17 protein-coding genes and 1 tRNA gene are annotated in these 17498 nt (G+C 75.4%); 11 read left to right on the forward strand and 7 right to left on the reverse strand.

The features are described from left to right. Nucleotides 1–79 precede the first annotated feature (79 nt). The 3 genes from Voc01_RS39710 to Voc01_RS39720 form a co-directional block, all read right to left on the reverse strand. Entirely contained in the window at nt 80–793 is a 714-nt protein-coding gene (locus Voc01_RS39710) for a response regulator transcription factor (RefSeq protein WP_203932859.1), read from the reverse strand. After that, the gene (locus tag Voc01_RS39715; RefSeq protein ID WP_203932860.1) at nt 790–1734 is read right to left on the reverse strand and encodes a sensor histidine kinase; all 945 of its coding nucleotides are present in this window, start codon (nt 1732–1734) and stop codon (nt 790–792) included. Before Voc01_RS39715 ends, Voc01_RS39710 begins: the two co-directional genes overlap by 4 nt. Before the next feature lie 76 nt (nt 1735–1810). Then, complete coding sequence (locus Voc01_RS39720; protein ID WP_203932861.1) at nt 1811–3151, reverse strand: GDSL-type esterase/lipase family protein; 1341 nt, start codon at nt 3149–3151, stop codon at nt 1811–1813. A gap of 244 nt (nt 3152–3395) precedes the next feature. Between Voc01_RS39720 and Voc01_RS39725 the strand changes: the two genes are divergently transcribed. Further along, nucleotides 3396–3470, forward strand: a tRNA-Val gene (locus tag Voc01_RS39725). Between the two features lie 71 nt (nt 3471–3541). On the opposite strand, the gene Voc01_RS39730 is transcribed toward Voc01_RS39725, so the two are convergent. Further along, nucleotides 3542–5785 carry a putative bifunctional diguanylate cyclase/phosphodiesterase gene (locus Voc01_RS39730; RefSeq protein ID WP_203932862.1) on the reverse strand — a complete coding sequence of 748 codons (2244 nt, stop codon included), beginning with the start codon at nt 5783–5785 and terminating at the stop codon, nt 3542–3544. Between the two features lie 140 nt (nt 5786–5925). On the opposite strand from Voc01_RS39730, the gene Voc01_RS39735 reads away from it, so the two are divergent. From Voc01_RS39735 to Voc01_RS39750, 4 genes are all read left to right on the forward strand, one after another. Then, on the forward strand, nt 5926–6327 hold the full coding sequence (locus Voc01_RS39735; RefSeq protein WP_203932863.1) for an ATP-binding protein: 402 nt from the start codon (nt 5926–5928) through the stop codon (nt 6325–6327). Nucleotides 6328–6427: 100 nt separating this feature from the next. Beyond that, nucleotides 6428–6892, forward strand: coding sequence for an STAS domain-containing protein (locus Voc01_RS39740; protein WP_203932864.1), 465 nt, complete (start codon nt 6428–6430; stop codon nt 6890–6892). Continuing rightward, on the forward strand, nt 6889–7194 hold the full coding sequence (locus Voc01_RS39745) for a sigma-70 family RNA polymerase sigma factor (protein WP_203932865.1): 306 nt from the start codon (nt 6889–6891) through the stop codon (nt 7192–7194). Before Voc01_RS39740 ends, Voc01_RS39745 begins: the two co-directional genes overlap by 4 nt. Nucleotides 7195–7249: 55 nt before the next feature. Continuing rightward, on the forward strand, nt 7250–7660 hold the full coding sequence (locus Voc01_RS39750; protein ID WP_203932866.1) for a hypothetical protein: 411 nt from the start codon (nt 7250–7252) through the stop codon (nt 7658–7660). Nucleotides 7661–7667: 7 nt separating this feature from the next. Here Voc01_RS39750 and Voc01_RS39755 read toward each other — a convergent pair whose 3' ends face one another. Both Voc01_RS39755 and Voc01_RS39760 read right to left on the reverse strand, forming a co-directional pair. Beyond that, nucleotides 7668–8486, reverse strand: coding sequence for an alpha/beta fold hydrolase (locus tag Voc01_RS39755; protein WP_239160832.1), 819 nt, complete (start codon nt 8484–8486; stop codon nt 7668–7670). 80 nt (nt 8487–8566) lie between these two features. Continuing rightward, nucleotides 8567–9109: a DUF4142 domain-containing protein gene (locus Voc01_RS39760; protein ID WP_203932868.1), complete on the reverse strand. Its 543-nt coding sequence runs from the start codon at nt 9107–9109 to the stop codon at nt 8567–8569. Nucleotides 9110–9204: 95 nt separating this feature from the next. Here Voc01_RS39760 and Voc01_RS39765 point away from each other — a divergent pair, with 95 nt between their 5' ends. Beyond that, nucleotides 9205–9450, forward strand: a complete 246-nt coding sequence (locus Voc01_RS39765; RefSeq protein WP_203932869.1) for a hypothetical protein — start codon at nt 9205–9207, stop codon at nt 9448–9450. A gap of 12 nt (nt 9451–9462) precedes the next feature. Continuing rightward, nucleotides 9463–10212, forward strand: a complete 750-nt coding sequence (locus tag Voc01_RS39770) for an NRDE family protein (protein ID WP_203932870.1) — start codon at nt 9463–9465, stop codon at nt 10210–10212. Between the two features lie 73 nt (nt 10213–10285). Here Voc01_RS39770 and Voc01_RS39775 read toward each other — a convergent pair whose 3' ends face one another. Next, on the reverse strand, nt 10286–11041 hold the full coding sequence (locus Voc01_RS39775; protein WP_239160833.1) for an FHA domain-containing protein: 756 nt from the start codon (nt 11039–11041) through the stop codon (nt 10286–10288). A gap of 63 nt (nt 11042–11104) precedes the next feature. On the opposite strand from Voc01_RS39775, the gene Voc01_RS39780 reads away from it, so the two are divergent. Genes Voc01_RS39780 through Voc01_RS39795 form a run of 4 tightly spaced genes read left to right on the forward strand, consistent with a single transcriptional unit; the run spans nt 11105 to nt 17286 of the window. Then, nucleotides 11105–13024, forward strand: a complete 1920-nt coding sequence (locus Voc01_RS39780; RefSeq protein WP_203932871.1) for a protein kinase domain-containing protein — start codon at nt 11105–11107, stop codon at nt 13022–13024. Nucleotides 13025–13065: 41 nt separating this feature from the next. Beyond that, nucleotides 13066–15858, forward strand: coding sequence for a hypothetical protein (locus Voc01_RS39785; protein WP_203932872.1), 2793 nt, complete (start codon nt 13066–13068; stop codon nt 15856–15858). After that, entirely contained in the window at nt 15845–16672 is an 828-nt protein-coding gene (locus Voc01_RS39790; RefSeq protein ID WP_203932873.1) for an ABC transporter ATP-binding protein, read from the forward strand. Before Voc01_RS39785 ends, Voc01_RS39790 begins: the two co-directional genes overlap by 14 nt. Further along, nucleotides 16669–17286 carry an ATP-binding cassette domain-containing protein gene (locus Voc01_RS39795; RefSeq protein WP_203932874.1) on the forward strand — a complete coding sequence of 206 codons (618 nt, stop codon included), beginning with the start codon at nt 16669–16671 and terminating at the stop codon, nt 17284–17286. Before Voc01_RS39790 ends, Voc01_RS39795 begins: the two co-directional genes overlap by 4 nt. Nucleotides 17287–17498: the final 212 nt, after the last annotated feature.

Here is a 17498-nt window from a genome sequence, read left to right on the forward strand (position 1 = left end):
CCGGCGAGCACCCGCGAACCGGCGGGCTGACGTCAACGTAGGCGGCGGGACGCGGTGCCGCGGTGACAGCCGGGTGGGCTCAGGTGACAGCGGTGTTACCGGGGTCGTCCTCCGGAAACGGTGGCAGGTCGGGCATGACGTACCCGGCGCCGCGGATCGTCCGGACGTACGTGGTGCCGTCACCGTCGCCGGACAGCCGCGACCGCAGCCGGTAGACGGTCGACTTGACCACGTCGCGCCCGCCGATGATCTCGGTGGTGCCCCAGACCGCGCGGAGCAGGTCCTGCCACGACTGCGGGTTGCCGCGGTGCGTGGCGAGGTGGAGCAGCAGCTTGAACTCGGTGTACGGCAGCTCCAGCCGCGCGCCCGCCATCGACGCCGACCGTGCGGTCGGGTCGATCGTCAACTGACCGATCCGCAGCACGGTGCCGGTCTCCCGGCGCCGGACCAGTGCCGCCGCCCGCAGCGCCACCTCCCGGGGGTGGAACGGCTTGGTGACGTAGTCGTCGGCGCCCCGCTCCAGTCCCGCGATCACGTCGTCGTGGTGGGCCAACGCGGTCAGCAGCATGATGGGCACGTCGGACCGGGCCCGGATGCGCTCGCACAGCGTCAGCCCGTCGATCGTCGGCATGAGCACGTCGAGCACGACAAGGTCGACGCCCTTCGACCGCAGCAGGTGCAGGGCGGTGGCGCCGTCGTGCGCGACCAGGACGGTGAACCCCTGCGTCTCCAGCGCGTACCCGATGATCATCGTCATCTGCGGCTCGTCGTCGACCACCAGCGCGGTGCTCATGCCGGGCCCGCCTTTCCGGAGGTACCGGCCGGCAGCGTGAACAGGAACGTCGTGCCGCGCGCCGACGCGGTGTCCACCATGATCGATCCCCCGTGCAGCTCGACGATCGTCTTCGTGATGACCAGCCCCAGCCCGGTGCCGTCCTCCAGCGGCCGGCCGGTGGCGAACCGGTGGAACAGCCGCTGGCGCTGCTCCCGGCTCATCCCGGCCCCGTCGTCGGTCACGTAGATCGCGACGCCGGTGTCGACCGCCATCACCCGGACGTCGATGTTGCCGCCGATCGTGGTGAAGCGGCTGGCATTGGACACCAGGTTCGTCATCGCCTGGGCGATCAGCAACGGGTCGGCCGGGATCCGCGGGGTCACCTGCGGCGTGTCCAGGGTGATGCGTTGCTGGCGCTGGGCGCAGAGGGGGCGCATCGCGGTCACGACGTCGCGGGCCAGCACCGACACGTCGGCCCGTTCGAGCCGCGGCGTGAACAGGCCCGCCTCGATCTTCGCCTGGGTCAGCAGGCTCTCGCAGAGCGCCACCACGTGCGTGCACTGGTGCCCGATCACCTGGAGGAACCGTTCCTGCGCCGCGGTCAGCGGCCCCGGCGTGCGCTCCAGCAGCAGGTCGGCCGCGCCCTTGATCATCGTCAGCGGGGTGCGCAGCTCATGGCCGAGCGCGGCGACCTGCTCCGCCCGCCGGTCGACCTGTGCGGTCAGGTTCTCGAGCTCGGCCCGCTGCGCCCGGGTGACCTGCCGGGTGCCGGTCGCGGCCACCACGACCCCCGCGGCCAGTCCCGCCGACGCCGTCGCCAACGCCCAGAGCCCGGCGGCCCCGAAGCCGACGACGGCGGCGACCCCCACGGCCGCCGCGACCCACCCCAGTCGAAGGCCCCGCGCCGCCACCCAGTGCGCGGGGCCACGCCGTCGGTCCGCGGCCACGTCCGCTGTCACGACACGCACCTCCGGCACAGGACGACATCGGCACCTCACCGCCCATTAGACACGCACCGGGAAGCGGCAGCCGTCGCTAGAGGTGCTGCGCGAGGACCGGAGCCAGCCGCTGGGCGATCTTCGCGTGGCCGGCGTCGTTGGGGTGGACGCTGTCGACGAGGTCGGCGGTGCCGATCCAGCCGGTGGTGTCGACGAAGTGGACCCGACTGTCACCCGACGCCGAGACGGCGTTGCGCGTCTCCGTCACGTAGCGGCCGCGGAACGTGGCCATCGCGAAGATGTGCGCGTTCGGGTAGGCCTGCCGGACCCGCTGGAGCATCACGACGTAGTTCTGCTGGAACCGGGTCGTCGACACGTGGTGGCCGACGTCGTTGGTGCCGAGGTTGATGACCACCGCGGCCGCCTGGTAGGTGGCGAAGTTCCAGTCGTCGGTGGTGGCGTACCCGGACGAGCGGCGGAACCAGTCCATCATCGCGTAGCAGTCCTGGCTCACCAGGCACGCATCGCCCTGGGCCACCTGGGTGTGACCGGCGCCGAGCGCCTCGCCGGTGAGCCACGCGTAGGCGGTGAACGGGCGGTCGGCGTTCGGCTGGCCCACCGTGATCGAGTCGCCGATGAACTCCACCACCCTCTGCGGCCGCGCGATCGGCGCGGTCTGCCCGCCGGCGGCCAGGATCAGGCCGCCGAACACCGGGTCGCCGGTGTAGGAGCCGGCCCGCTCGCGGTACCCGATCCGCACGGTGTGCGCGCCGCCGGACAGGCCGGTGGCGAGCGTGACGGCGCCGGAGACGTTGCGGCGCCACTGCAGCGGGCCGCGGTCGATGGAGTAGTACAGGTCGATGGCGTTGCGCTGCCGCACGCCGATGGAGGCCCCGGTGAACTGGGCGTCGAGGTAGCCACCGGCCCAGCCCATCGAGAAGTACGACGCGTTCGACCGGTCCCACCGGCCGTGGTAGACGATGTTCGCGTCGGTCGGCGACCCGTTGCCGCCCGCGCCGCCGCCGGTCACCTCGACGTCGAGGGCGTCGATGTTGGCCAGGCCGTCGGCGGCCGTCGGGCTGAACGCGACCGTGTTGCCGCCGGCGCCGACCGGCACCGTGAGCGCCTTGACGGCCCAGGTCGCCCAGCCGCCGGTCCCCTCGAACGAGGTCCCCCCGACGCGCGTGCCGTTGACGATGACGTCGGCGGGCCGGACGGTCGCGGTGCCGTTGGCGAACCGCAGCCCCAGCGTCGCGGTGCCGGCCGTCGCGGCGGTGACCGTGAACCGCACCGCCGCGCCGACCGCGTTGGTCCCGTTGCAGAACCCGGTGCCGGAGTACCCCGCGTGGTTGGAGTCGATGGTGCCGGTGCACGACGCGGGCGCGGCCTCCGCCTCGTACCGGGTCGGCGCCGCGACCGCGGGCGAGGCCGCCGACACGAGCCCCGCTCCGGCCGGCGTCCCGCCCTGTCAACGGACGGCACTCCGGCTCCCCGGAGGGTGCGCCGACCGGCGCGGCGTGCCCGGGATCCGGGCCGGCCGGGAAAGCCGGGTGCTCACCGTCGGTCGCGGATGACGAATTGATCGAGGAAGAAAGGGGTGGCTGGAGCCGGCCGGATCTTCCTCGATCAACGGTGTCGACCACTGCCGGTGCGGGCGGGCCGCGGCGCTAGACTCGCGGCGGCACGCCGTAGCGCAGAGGTCGTCGCGCCTTTTCTGACAGAGGGGGAGGACGCCGGTTCGAATCCGGCCGGCGATGCCGACCTGACGGGGAGGAAGGCGATGCCGTTCCCCGCGCGACCGGTCTGAACGGCGCCGGCGGCGCGACCATCACGCGGCGGTCGGCACCGCCACGGTGAAGACCGGGTCGGCGGTCGGCCGGCCGAAGAAGTAGCCCTGGGCATAGCGGTAGCCCATGCGGTACAGCACGTCGGCCTGCTCGGCGGTCTCCACGCCCTCCGCGACCGCGTCGAGGCCCATCCCGCGGCTCACCTCGATCAGTGCGCTCGCGATGACCGACTCGCGGCCGGCGAGGGCGATGTTGTCGACGAACGACTTGTCGACCTTGAGGATGTCGACCGGCACCGTCTGCAGCAGGCCCAGCGACGAGTGGCCGGTACCGAAGTCGTCCAGCGCGATCCGGACCCCGTGCCGGTGCAGCTCGTGCAGCGCGTCGAGGGCGCGCCCACCGGTGAACACGGCCGTCTCGGTGACCTCGATGGCCAGGCACGGCGCGGGCAGCCCGGTCTCGGCCAGGGTCGCCAGGACGGTCTCGGTGAACCCGGGCTCGGTGAGCTGCCGGGGCGACACGTTGACGCTGATCCGCCGCGGCGCGTCCTCGCCCAGCGTCGCCCGCCACCGGGCGGCCTGGACGCAGGCGGCCCGCAGGATCCAGGCACCGAGCTCGACGATCAGCCCGCTGCGCTCGGCGAACGGGATGAACGTCGCGGGACCCACGACGCCGAGGTCGGGGTGGTCCCACCGCATGAGCGTCTCCACGGCCACGGTCCGGCCCTCGGGAAGCTCCACGATCGGCTGGTACACGGGGTGCAGCCGGCCCGTGTCGAGCGCCGCCCGCAGCTGGGCACCCAGGCGGGCGTCCTCGGCGGCGCGCTCGTCGAGCTCCGGCCGGTAGCGCAGAGCCCGCCCGCGCCGCTCCTTCGCCGCGTACATCGCCACGTCGGCCCGGCGCATGATCTCGGCCGGGTCGGTGACCCCCGCACTGCCGACGACGCCGATGCTGGCACCGGCGAGCAGCTCGTCGCCGGCGACCACGGCCGGCTCCTGGAGCGCGTGGACGACCCGGTCGACGAACGCGTCGGCGGTCGCCTCGTCGGTGGCGGGGAACAGGACGGCGAACTCGTCGCCACCCATGCGGGCGACGGTGTCGGTCGGCCGGACGAGCGTGCGCAGCCGCCGGGCGACGATGCCGAGGAACTCGTCGCCGACGGGGTGGCCCAGCCGGTCGTTGATGGTCTTGAACCCGTCGAGGTCGATCAACGCGAACTGGGCGGGACCACCGGACGCCGCGGCCCGCAGCCGCTCCTCCAGCAGCCGCCGGTTCGGCAGCCCGGTCAGGTCGTCGTGCATCGCCAGCCGGTTCAGCTGGTCGGCCTGCCGCCGGACCTGCACCACGAACCCCGCGAGCCGCACCAGCACCAGCCCGAACAGCCCCACCGCGGCGGTACCGATGGCGAGCCAGTCGACCTCGGGCATCAGCGCGCCCTGCACGAACAGCACCGCCGGGGTGAGCAGCAGGCTCGCGGCCACCAGCAGGAGCCGGCCGGGACCCACCGGTGCCGTGCCGCCGTCGACGGCACCCTCGGCGGCCGCCGACATCGACGGGTGCAGGGCGGCGGTCGTCCACAGCACGTAGGAGAGCAGCCAGCCGGCGTCGAGCAGGCCACCCTCGTAGCTGGAGTACAGCGACACCACGGAGAAGCCGATGTCGGCGACGAGCAGGAGGGCACCGGCCCAGCCGAGGAGCCGCAGGCTCGGCACCCGGGTCCCGTTGGCCGCGAACGCCCGGAACAGCATCACCAGGATCAGCACGTCGGCGGCCGGGTAGCTCCAGCCGACGAGCCGCTCGGCCAGCGACGCGGACGTGTCCTCGGCGATGGGGCGGATCACGAACACCCAGAACACCAGGCCGAGCCCGATCGCCACGATCGCGGCGTCGACCAGGCCGGCGACGTCACGCGCGGCGCGGCGACCGGACCGGTGCCGCACGAGCAGCACGAACCCCGCGAGGAACAGCGGGTACGCGGACATGTAGAGCACGTCCGCCACCGACGGGTACGGCTCCTCGTGCAGGACGTAGACGTAGTACGACCAGATCACGTCGCCGGTGACCCAGGTCGCCTGGCCGGCCGCGAACCAGTACCAGACCCACGGCCGGGCTGGCCGGTGCAGCCGGACGCCGACCACGATCCCGGCCGCCGACGCGGCGCCGATCACCTGGTACAGGACGCTCGCGGGCAGCTGGTCCGGGGGCAGCAGCAGGTAGACGGCGACCGCGGTGAGCCCGCACAGGAGCCACCACAGCCACCACCGTCCACCTGCCGCATGCCGCACCCCGACCGGATCGGTCGGGAACGCCCGACGTTGAGGAGTTCGACCCGATGATCACGCTCACAGGATGTTCGTGGGCCCGCCGGTGTAACCGGAGGCCAGCCGGGTAGCGCGCCGGATCACCCATCGGCGGGAAGGCGGAGATGCTGCGGGCTTCCTGGACGATCCTGCCGACGGGCCCCCGGGCGGTGTCCGTGGCCCGGGTGGCGGCCCGCCTGGTCCTGTCCGCCCGGGGCGTGGGTGTCGGCGACCCGGACAGCTTCGCGAGGCTGGAGCCGGTGATCGCCGAGCTCGTGTCGAACGGCGTCCGGCACGCCGGCGGATGTGATCGGCTGGAGCTCGCCTTCGACGGCGCCTGCCTCACCGTCGGCGCGGTCGACCACGGCGCCGACGACCCGGAACTCAAGGCCCACGGGCCGCCCGACGCCGGCCGCGGACTGGCGATCGTCGACGCCATGTCGGCGTCCTGGGGCTGGCACCGGTTCCCGGGCGGCAAGTGCGTCTGGGCCCGGCTCGACTCCGGGCCGACCCGCCACAGGCGGTGACCTTCATCCGGTCGTGGTCGATGCGGGTCGCACCGGCCTACAACGACGTCGTCCGGGTAGGGGCTGGCGGCGACCGGCCGTCGACCCCCTGGAGGGCACCGTGGACCTGGCGACATTCGAGAAATGGCAGGCCGACGGTGTCCACGTCGTCACGGTCACCGGTGCGCTGGACTCCAGCGCGGCCGTGCAGCTGCGCCTGGTGCTGTACGGGTGTGCCGACGCCCGGGCCGACCGGGTGGTGATCGACCTCGCCCGGGTCCGGCTGATCGACGCGAGCTCGATCAACGTGCTCCTGGCGGTACGGGAGCGGATGCACCGCCGCGGTGCGGCGACCCCGGCCGAGCGGGCCCGCCTCCGCGACCGGGTGATCGCCCTGGTCCGGTCCCTCGACCGGTTCGACCCCGGCAACGGCACCGACTTCGCCGCGTACGCCACGCCGACGGTCGTCGGCTCCCTGCGGCGTCACTTCCGCGACCACGGGTGGATGGTGCGGCCGCCGCCCCGCTGGTCGCCGGCATCGCCGCACACCTCGACGCGGACGACGGCCGGGTCCTCGAGGCGATGACCGCCGCGCAGGGCTACCGGCCGGCGTCGCTGGACGCGCCCGTCGGCGTCGGTCCGGACGCCGCCACCCTCCAGGAGCAGTTCGGCACGGACGACCCGGCTTCGACGCGGTCGTGCACCACGAGTCGCTGGCGGCGCATCATCGCCACCCTCCCCGGACGCGACCGGGCGATCCTCGGGACGCGCTTCTTCGACGACCTCTGTCAGCGCGAGATCGCCGACCGCATAGGCGTCTCCCAGATGCACGTCTCGCGGTTGCTGACCCGCATCCTCGGCCGCATCCGGCAGGAGCTGCTCACGTAGCGGCGGGCGCCGATGCCGGTCCGTCCACGATGGCGGCAGTCAGTAGGATTCCGGTATGGACCGCGATGACGATCGCCCGTCCGATCTCGCCGAACGGGAGCGCCGTGCCGACGCGCGCGATGAGTCCCTGTCACAGCGCGAGGTCGTCGCCGACGAGCGTGATACCTACGCCGACCAGCGCGATATCGACCTGGAGCTCCGCTCCACGGTGGCCGACGAACGTGACCTGGTCGCCGACGAACGCGACCGGGCCGCCCAGCGGCGCGCCCGGGCCGCCGACGAGCGCGACCTGGCCGCCTACGAACGCGAGCTCGCCGCCGACGAGCGCGAGCTGGCCGCCCACGAGCGCGACCTGGCCGTCTACGAACGCGAGCTCGCCGCCGACGAGCGCGACCGGGCCGCCAGCGAGCGTGACCGCGCCGCCGCCGGGCGCGACCAGCCCCGCTACGACGTCGGCGACTCCTAGCGGGGTTTCACAGGTGGCCCCGGATGAGGGCGGCCACCCGGGCCGGCGCCTGCTCGGGGATCCAGTGCGACACGTCGTCCAGGGTCTCGATCCGGCAGGGTCCGCTCACCCACCGCCGTGACAGGTCGACGGCCTCGGGGGTGACGAACCGGTCGCGACCGCCGCGCACCAGCAGCGTGGGTACCGGCACCACGCCGGTCCGCACGCGGTCGAACGCGGCCGCCCGGTACCAGTTCAGCGGGCCGGTGAGCGCACCGGGCCGGGAGAACCGGGCCGCGTACCGGCGGGCGTGCTCGCGGTCGAGGCCCGAGCCGACGAGCGAGCGGTACAGGCGCGCGCCGGACCGGGCACCGAGCAGCCGTTCCGGTAACCGCGGCACCTGGAAGAACACCATGTACGCCGACCGCACCGCCTGGCTGCCGCGGGTCAGCGACCGCCGCCAGGCGCCCGGATGCGGGCCCGCGAACGCGGCGACGGTCCGCACCCGGTCCGGGTGGTCGGCGGCGAGGTGCAGCGCCACGACCGCGCCCCAGTCGTGGCCCACGACGTCGAACCGGTCGGCACCCGCGGCGTCGGCGAGGGCCAGCACGTCGGCGGCGAGCAGGCCGAGCCGGTAGTCGCGGCGGCGCGGCGGCCGGGCGCCGGGCGAGTAGCCGCGCTGGTCCGGCGCGAGCACCCGGTGGCCGTCGGCGACCAGGGCGGGCGTCACCGCGTCCCAGGTGGTCCGGTCGGCCGGGAACCCGTGCAGCAGCACGACGGGACGGCCGTCGGGCGGCCCGGAGTCCGACACGTCGAACCGCAGGCCGTCGTGGTCGAATCCCTCCATCCCCGACAGCATCGCAGCTTTCCCGGGCCGGGGCCCGCCCGGTCGGCCCGTCGGGCCGGGGGCCGACCGGGCGCGGCCGGTCAGTCCCCGATGGCGGCGAGCGCGTCGCGGGTCGCCTCCAGGTGCGCCTCGACGGTCTTCTCGGTGGCCGCGGCCAGTGCCCGCACGTCGGCGGCGCACCCGTCAGCGACCTCGCGGTCGATGAAGTCGAGTGTCTGCTCGTGGGCCTTCTCCTGCAGCTTCAGCCACGCCAGGTCGAACTCCGGCCCGGCCAGCGCGGTCACGGCGGCGAGGTCCGCGCGCTGCTGCCGGGTCGGCTTCGGCGGCAGGGTGACGTCGTGACGCCGGGCCGCGGCGACGACGCGCACCTCGGCCCTCGTGTGGTCGACGATGAGCATGCCGGCCAGGTGGTGCACCCGGCGGTCCTTCGACCGCGGCAGGACGGCCGCGCCGGCGGCCAGCTCGGCGAGGTTGCCGCGGTGGGCGCGCACCAGGTACTTCACGTCCTCCAGGCACACCCGTCCGGTGGGCTCCTCCGCCACCGGCGCGGCCCGCACCGGTGCGACCGCCGCACCCGCGGCCAGCACACCGGCCGCAACCGCCCCGATAAGTCGCAGTGACACCATGATTCCCCCGTAGTTGTCGTATTGCGTAGTGGATCAACTACCCACGATCACCTGAACCTAACGGAACGCGATCAGGGCGTAAGCTGCCATCCATGTCCGCCGATGAGCACGCCCCGAACGCGGTCACAGGCGAGTTCCTGGTCTGCCTCGCCGACGAGGTGCCGTGGCGGGACGTGCGGCACACGGTCGACACGCTCGTCGCGACGCACGGCGGCACCGTCATGACGATCCTGGAGACTCTGCCGGGCTTCGGCGTGCGCGCGACCGGCGAGCAGGCCCTCGCCTACGCGGCCGACCCCGCCGTCGGCGCCGTGGAGGAGAGCCGGCGCACCCGGTGACACGATGGGGTGGTGTGCACCGTCCTCCTGCGGTTCGACCCTGACGCCTCGTGGCCGCTGCTCGTCGGCGCCGTCCGCGACGAGTTCGTCGGCCGCCCGTGGCGCCCGCCCGCCACGCACTGGCCCGGCACGCCGTACGTCGGCGGCCTCGACCTGATCGGCGGCGGCACCTGGCTGGCCGTCGACCCGGGTGCGGCGGCGTTCGCCGCGCTGCTCAACGGTCCACCCCTGCCGGCACCGACGGCCGTCCGCCCGACCCGCGGAACGCTCGCGCTGACCGCGCTGTCCACCGGAACCGGACCCGCGGACCCGGCCGCCTACGACGCGTTCCACCTCCTGGTGGGCACGCCGCGCCGGTGCGAGCTGTGGTCCTGGACCGGCGACGCCTACACCCACCACGTCATCGCACCCGGCCCCCACATCGTGGTGAACCTGGGCCTCGACGCGACCGCCGACCCCCTGATCGGCCACTACGCGCCGCTGCTGTCCGCCGCCGGCGACCCCGACCCGAAGCCCGGACAGCCCTCGGCCGACGCCTGGGCCGACTGGCTCCCCCTCCTCGACGGCGACGGCCTCGCCCCCGACGACGACCGTGCCCTGATCGTGGCCCGCACCCACGGCGGCGCGGCGTACGGATCCACGTCGGCCACCCTGCTCGCCCTGCGCGACGGCAACGCGCGCTACGACTTCACCGCGAACCCGGGCCCCGCCGCGGAGTGGACGGAGATCGCCGTCCCGCCGTTCCACCGCCAAGATCCATAGTGGTGGCCGGCCGATCTTGGACACCTCTACATCGAATTCGATGCAGGAGTGTCCAAGATCGGTCAGGGTTGGGTCATCGGCGGGCGGGCAGGAGCGCGAGGTGCTCCTCGCGCACCAGGTCGTAGCGCAGCGCCATCGACACCAGGGCCTCGCGTTTCCACTCCAGCCGGCGGGCCTCCGGGAGGTTCACCCGGTCGCGGATGCGTAGCTTCTCCTCGCACAGGTAGCCGACGTGGTAGCCGACGGCCGCGCGGGTCAGGGTCAGGCGGTCGCCGATGTCGGCCAGGGTGGGCAGGGCGACCGTCGACTCGCCACGCAGGCGGGGCTCGCACAGGGCGACCAGCACCTGGAAGTACCGGGCGGACTCGTCCAGCGGGAACGGCGACACGGTGGTGGCACCGGCACCGGCAGCGCCCGGCACGGCACCGGCGGCACCGGCGGCTCCTGCGTACGTGTGCTGGGGCGCGTACACGATGAGGTCGATGGTGCGGCCGGCGGCCGGGACCGCGAGCCGGCTGATCTCGAACGGGATCGGCGCGGCGACGCGGCGGGGGCGCACCTTCACGTACTCGCCGCCGCCCTCGACGTTCTCCACGACGAGGCTGGACTCGTGCCCGAAGTTGCTCAGCAGCCAGAAGTCGTCGGCCGCCACGATCTCGCCGGCCAGCCGCGACACCTCGGGCGCGTCCAGCGCGACGTCGACCTCGGCGCCGCGGCCGAACGTCAGCCGGTCACCGGGCGCGAGCCGGTGCACGTCGGCTGCCGGGCCGGAAGCGCCCGGGCCGGAAGCGCCCGGCCCGCCCGGAACCTGGACCAGGATCGTCTCCACGGCAGACATCATCGACGACCGCGTTACGGTCGTGCCAGCGATCACCGACCGTGGGACGGGCCGATGCCACAGACTCCGCCGCTCGACGTGCCGACCGGGTACCGCGTCGCCGGCTTCGAGGTCACCCGTCAGCTGGGCGGCGGCGGCTGGGGACGGGTGTACGCCGGCCGGGCGTGCGACGACCACACCCGGGAGGTGGCGCTCAAGTTCGTCCCGGCGGCGTCGGGGCTGCGCGCCGACGTGCTCGCCCGGGAGGTCCGCTTCGGGCTGACCGCCGACCATCCGTGCCTGGTGCGCAGCTTCGGCGCGCACGTGGTCACCGACCGGAGCCGGCCGGAGCTCGACGGCACGGTCGTCCTGATCATGGAGAGGGCGACCGCGAGCCTGGCCGACGTCATGCGCGCCGGTCCGGTGCCCGACCCCGTCCGGGTCCTCACCGACATCTGCCGGGGCCTGGCCCACCTGCACGGGCGGCGGGTGGTGCACGGCGACCTGAAGCCGTCCAACGTCCTGGTCGTCGACGGTCGGGTGGCGCTGGCCGATTTCGGGCTCAGCACCGAGCTCGAGGGGACCCACGGGTACGCGCCACACCTCGGCTCGGTCGACTACGTGCCGCCGGAGTGGTGGTCGGAGCCGCTCGACGACCGGGGTGCCCGGCTGCGTCCCGCGCAGGACATGTGGGCCTTCGGCGTCATCGCGTTCCAGGTGCTCGGCGGTGGCCGCTGGCCGTTTCCCGGCCAGACGCCGCGGGCCCGCGCGCTCAACGCCGCCGCGGCCCCTCCGTCGCTCGACGCCCTGCCGCCGGCGTGGCGCGGCATCGTCCGCGAGTGCCTGTCGCCGCGCCACGCCGCGCGCCCGTCGAGCGCGGCCGTCCTGGCGCGCGTCGAGGCACTCGACGGCACGGCGCCACCGGTGTCCGCGCCGGTCCGGCCGCGGCGGTCGTGGGTCGCGGCGGTCGCGGCGGTCACCGTCGTGGGCACCGTCGTGGGCGCGGCCGCCGTCGTGGTCCGGGCGCAGGGGGACCCGGTGAGCGGCCGGCCGGCGTCGGTCACGGCGACCGGGACCCGCACCGCGGCGCCCCTGCCCGACCCCGACGCCGACCGGGTGGCCGCCGACGGGCTGCTCGTCGACGCCGGTGTCCCCCGCGAGTACTGGGGCACGGTCCGCGCCGACGAGCACGTGGCGGTCACCGACGTCACCGGCGACGGCCGGCGCGACGTCCTCGTGGTCCGCACCGGGAACGACGGCACCGACGTCCGTACGTGGGCGCACGGCGCGGAGGGTGAGCCGGCCGTGCTGCGGATCGCCGGTCCGCTGCGCTCGCTCGGGGTCGCCGCCGGCGACGTCACCGGCGACGGGTTCGGCGACCTCGTCGCCTACCACCGCGACCGGTCCGGGCCGGCCGAGGTCGCGGTGTGGACGGGCGGACCCGGCGGCCTGACCCCGGCGCCGACCGTCGTGTTCACGAACTCCGTCGACCTGGCCAACGCCAAGCTGGCCGTCGGCGACGTCACCGGCGACGGCACCGCCGACATCGTGCTGGCCCGCGCCGCGGGCGACGCGATGACGCTGCACCTCGTCGTCGGCGGCCCCCGGGTGGGCGGCGCCGGCAACAAGGTCGCGCTCGTCGAGCGCCCCCTGGCGGTCAGCGCGATCGCCGCCGCCGACGTCACCGGCGACGGCCACGCCGACCTGCTGGTGCGCAGCCGCGACGCCGCCGGACGCGGGGAGCTGCACATTGCCGAGGGCAACCGGGCCGGCTTCGCCGAGCGGGTCCTCACACCGCTGCGGGTCGCGCCGGAGCACGCCGTGTCGATGCTCGCCGGCACCGACGTCACCGGCGACGGGGCACCCGACGCCGTGCTCGGCCGTCCCCTCCCCGGTGCCGGCGCGGTGCAGCTGCGCCGGCTCGCCGGTGGCGGGCGCACCCTCGGTCCCGACGAGATGCTGCTGACCGTGGGACTCAGCCGCCTCGTGATCTGACCCTGGTGGCGACGAGGGTCCGCCGGCGCCGTCGGTGATGCATGCTGGTGCCCGCCATCCGGGAGGACATCGCTGTGCGTTCGCCGTTGTTGAAGGCCGCCGTCACCGGCTGGGCCCGCCAGGGCGCGTGGACCGTGCTCGTACTCGCGGCGTTCGCCGTGGCCGCGCTCGCCGCGGCGTCGGCGCCCATCCACACCGAGGCCTCGGCCAACGCGGTGTTCGCCGAGCGGCTGGCCGCCGTCCCCGCGACGGCCGCGCAGAGCGAGGCGCCGGTCGTGCGCGTGAGCACGACGGCCTCACCGCGCAGCGCCGACCAGCAGGACGCGGTGCGCGACCTGCGGTCGGTGCCCCACCTCACCGCGCCACGGCTCGGCGGCGGTTCGGTCGGCGCCGAGCTCGCCGGTCCCGCGCCCTGGGCCTCGACCGTGACCGCCGGCGGACCCGCCGCACCGACGCGCCTGTTCGCCGTCGACGACCCGCGCGCCGCGCTGGTGCCGACCGCGACCGCACCGGGCGACGGTGCCTGGCTCCCCCAGCCGCTCGCCGACGAGCTCGGCGCGAAGCCCGGCGCCACGGTGACCTACACGGTGCGCTCCGCCGGCCGGGTACGGACCGCCGACGTGCGCGTCGCCGGCGTCTACGCCACCAGCGGACGGCTGCCGACGGACCCGCCGGGCGGCCGGTCGTGGGCGTCGCAACGCACGAGCCTGCCCGCCGACCCGACCGCGAAGACCCTGTCGGCGTTCCTGCTCGTCGCCGACGTGGCGACCATCGAGCGGCTCGCCGCCGGAACCGACGACCGCATCCTCTGGTGGGCCGACGCCGACCTCGCGCCCGGCACCACGCTCGCCGGCGCCCGGGAGACGGCACGCGCACTCGACCGCCTGCGGGTGCGGATCGCCCAGCAGGAGTCGGCCGCGACCACGGTCGTCACGCCGCGGGTGATCAGCGGCATCGGCCGCGTCGCCGACGAGGCCGCCGAGGTGGCCGACGGCGTCGAGAGCCGCATGCGCACCGTCGAGTGGGCGGCGATCGCGATCGGTCTCCTGTCGGTGCTGGCGGTCGGCCTGCTGTCGGTGCGCCGCCGGGTGGTGGAGCTGCGGCACGACGTCGGAACCGGGGTCACCCCGACGGCTGTGGGCGGGCTGTGGTTCCTGGAGCACCTCGGGCCTGGCCTGGCCGCCGGTGCCGCCGGGTGGGCCGCGGCGTGGGCGCTGCTCGCGCGGTGGGGGCCGCCGGGCGACGTCACGTCGGCGTCCCTGGGTACGGCCGGCGCCGCCGCCGCGGGGGTCGCGGTCATCGGTTCCCTCGCGGCGGCGGGGGTCGCGGCGGCGACCGCGGCCCGCCGGGTGCGACCGGCGCCGCCGGCGGTGCCGGTCCGGCCGCGGCCGTGGGGGCTGCTCGTCGTGGTCGCGGCCGCGGTGGCGGGCGCCGGGCTGTGGGGGTCGACCCGGGCCGGCGGCATCGACCGGGCGGTACCGCTGCTGGTGCTGGCCGCGGCGGGGGTGCTGACGGGCATGCTGATCGTCCGGCTGGCCGGGGTGCGCCGCCGCCGTCCCGCGTCCGCGCGGGTCACCGCGTCACGGCGGGTCGTGCCGTGGCTGGTGCGGCGGCGGGTGGCCGCCGGCGGGGAGCGGGCGCTGACGGTCATGGTGCTGAGCGCCGGACTCGGGATGCTGGCGTTCGCGCTGTGCGCGCTGGACTCCGTCGCGGTGGTCACCGCGGACCGGGTGGCCGTGCAGTCCGGCGCGTCGGCGGTGGCCCAGATCCCCGGTTCGTGGGCGCTGGACCCCGACCCCCCGGAGCTCACCCCCGAGGAGCTGCCCGACGGCGAGGGGCCGGTGCCCGGGCTGCGGACCCCGCCGCTGCCGCCGCACGCCACGTTCGTCTGGCGCATCGACGCCGACACCACCCTCGACTACGGCGCCCGCGACCTGATGGCGATCGACCCCGCCCGCTTCCTCGAGGTGGCGTCGTGGGGCCGCGGCGCCGACCTCGCCGCCGCGCGGCGGGCGGTCGGCCGGCTGGCGGCCGTCGGTGCCGCGGCGGCGGCGCCGGGCCGTCCGCTGCCGGCGATCGTCGTCGGTGACCCGGCCGTCGTGGGCGTCGACGACGTGCCGGTGGACCTGGGACCGTGGAAGGGCCGGCTCGACGTCGTCGCGCACCTGCCGGCGTTTCCCGGACTGGGTGACCGGCCCCTGTTCGTCGTGCCCGACGCCGCGGTGTTCTCCCATCTCGGCCGGTTCGACCCGCGGCTGCGGTCGAGCGGCGACGCGGTGGGCGGCATGCTGGTGCGCACGTACCTGTGGTCGTCGGCCGGCGCCGCCGGGATCGGCGAGGTGCTGTCGGGCCCGGGCGTGCAGCCCGAGCGGCTGACCACGGCGGCGCAGGCCCGGCAGCGTCCCAGCATCATCGCCGCCGACCGCACCCGCGGGTACCAGGTCGCGGTCGCCGTCTACCTCGCGCTGCTCGCGGTCGTGGCGCTGTGCGTGTTCAGCGAGCGGACCGCGTCGGCGGGCCGGGCGGCCGACCTGATGCTCGCCCGGGTCGGCGTGGGCCGCCGGCGGGTGGTGCTGGCGCGGGCGGTGGAGCTGGCGGTGCTCGTGGCGGCCGCGCTGGCCGGGGCGGCGGCCGGGCTCGCGGTGCTGGCGCCGCTGGCCGCCCGTCTCCTCGACGAGGACCCGACGATGGTCCCGGCGTTGAGATTCACCGTGCCACCGTCGGCGGTGCTCGCGCCGCTGGCGGTCGCCGTCGCGGCGACGGGGGCCGCGACGGCGCTGGCGCTGCTGCGTGCCCGCACGCGCGAGGAGGAGGCCTACCGTGCCGGCGACTGACGAGGTCCTGCTGACCGGGGCGGAGCTGCTGCAGCTCTACCCCGCGCCGACCGGCGCCACCCAGGCGCTGCGGGGTGTCGACGTGGCGATCCGGGCCGGCCGCGTCACGGCCATCACCGGGCCGTCGGGCAGCGGCAAGTCGAGCCTGCTGGCGATCCTCGCGCTGCGGGAGCGGCCGGCCGGTGGCGAGCTGCGGTGGCGGGGCCGGCCGGTGGCGACGCTGCGCCGCCGGGACCTGCACCGGATCCGGCAGCGCGAGATCAGCTGGATCGCGCAGCGCCCGACCCACAGCCTGCACCCGCAGCTCGACGCGCGTGACCAGATCGCGCAGGCCGCGTACATGCGCGGCGTGCCGGCCGACCCGCCGGCCGTCCTCGACGCGGTCGACCTCACCGGCCGGGCCGGCGCGCGGCTGTCGACGCTGTCCGGTGGCGAGCAGCAGCGCCTGGCGGTCGCCGCCGCGAGCGTCGGGCCGCCGGCGCTGATCGTGGCCGACGAGCCGACCGCCGAGCTCGACGACGAGACGGCCGACCTCGTGCTGTCGTGCCTGCGCCGGTGCGCCGACGCGGGCAGCGGCGTGGTGATGGCCACCCACGACACCCGCGCGGTCGCCCGCGCCGACACGGTCCTGGACCTGCGGCGCGGCGTGCTGAGCGGCACCCGCGACGCCGGCCGCGCCCGGCAGACCGCGATCGACCCGCTCGGCCGCGTGCAGCTCCCCGACGAGGCTCTGCCGCTGTTCCCCGACGGGCGGGCCGTGTTCGTCATCCGCGACAACCACCTCGAGATGCACCCACCGGGAGACCCGCAGTGACGATCGTCGAGGTGGCCGGCGTGACGCACACCCGCGCCGGTGTGGCGATCCTGCACGACGTCGACCTGCGCCTGGACGCGGGCCGGCTCGTCGTGCTGGCCGGCCGGTCGGGCTCGGGCAAGTCGACGCTGTGCCACCTGGTCGCCGGCGTCATGCGGCCCACGTCCGGCGCGGTGCGGGTCGCCGACCGGCCCGCCGACCGGGTCCGCGACTGGGCGGTCGCCGCGCTCCTGCCGCAGCGGCTGGCCCTGGCCGCCGAGATGACCGTGGCGGAGAACGCCGGGCTGCCGGCGCGCCTGCGCGGGCGTCCCGTCGACCCGGACCTGTTCGGGCGCCTCGGCCTCGACGCCATCGCCGACCGGGCCGCGGGCGCCACCTCGCTCGGCGAGCAGCAACGCACCGCGCTGGCGCGCGCCCTCGTGCTCGGCCCGGCCGTCGCGGTGCTCGACGAGCCCACCGGCCACCAGGACGACGAGCACGTCGACCTGATCCTGGACACGCTGACCACCGCCGCGACGGCCGGGACGCTGGTGCTCGTGGCGACCCACGACCAACGCGTCATCGACATCGCCGACGAGACGGTGCGCCTGCGCTCCGGACGCCTCGTACGCTGACCGCCATGACCGCGGTGCAGTACGACGGCCTCGCCGGCGTGTACGAGTGGCTGGTGCCGGAGCCGCTGCTCACCCCGGAGGGGTCGGTGGCGGCCTTCGCCGACGTGGTCGGCACGCTCGCCGGCGGTCGCCGACCTCGTCGCCGCGACCCGCGCCTGGGAGGACCTCACCGGCGAGGCCGCCCTGGTCGTCCACTCGTGGACGGTCGCCGA

Source organism: Virgisporangium ochraceum (genome assembly GCF_016863655.1).
Lineage (GTDB): Bacteria > Actinomycetota > Actinomycetes > Mycobacteriales > Micromonosporaceae > Virgisporangium > Virgisporangium ochraceum.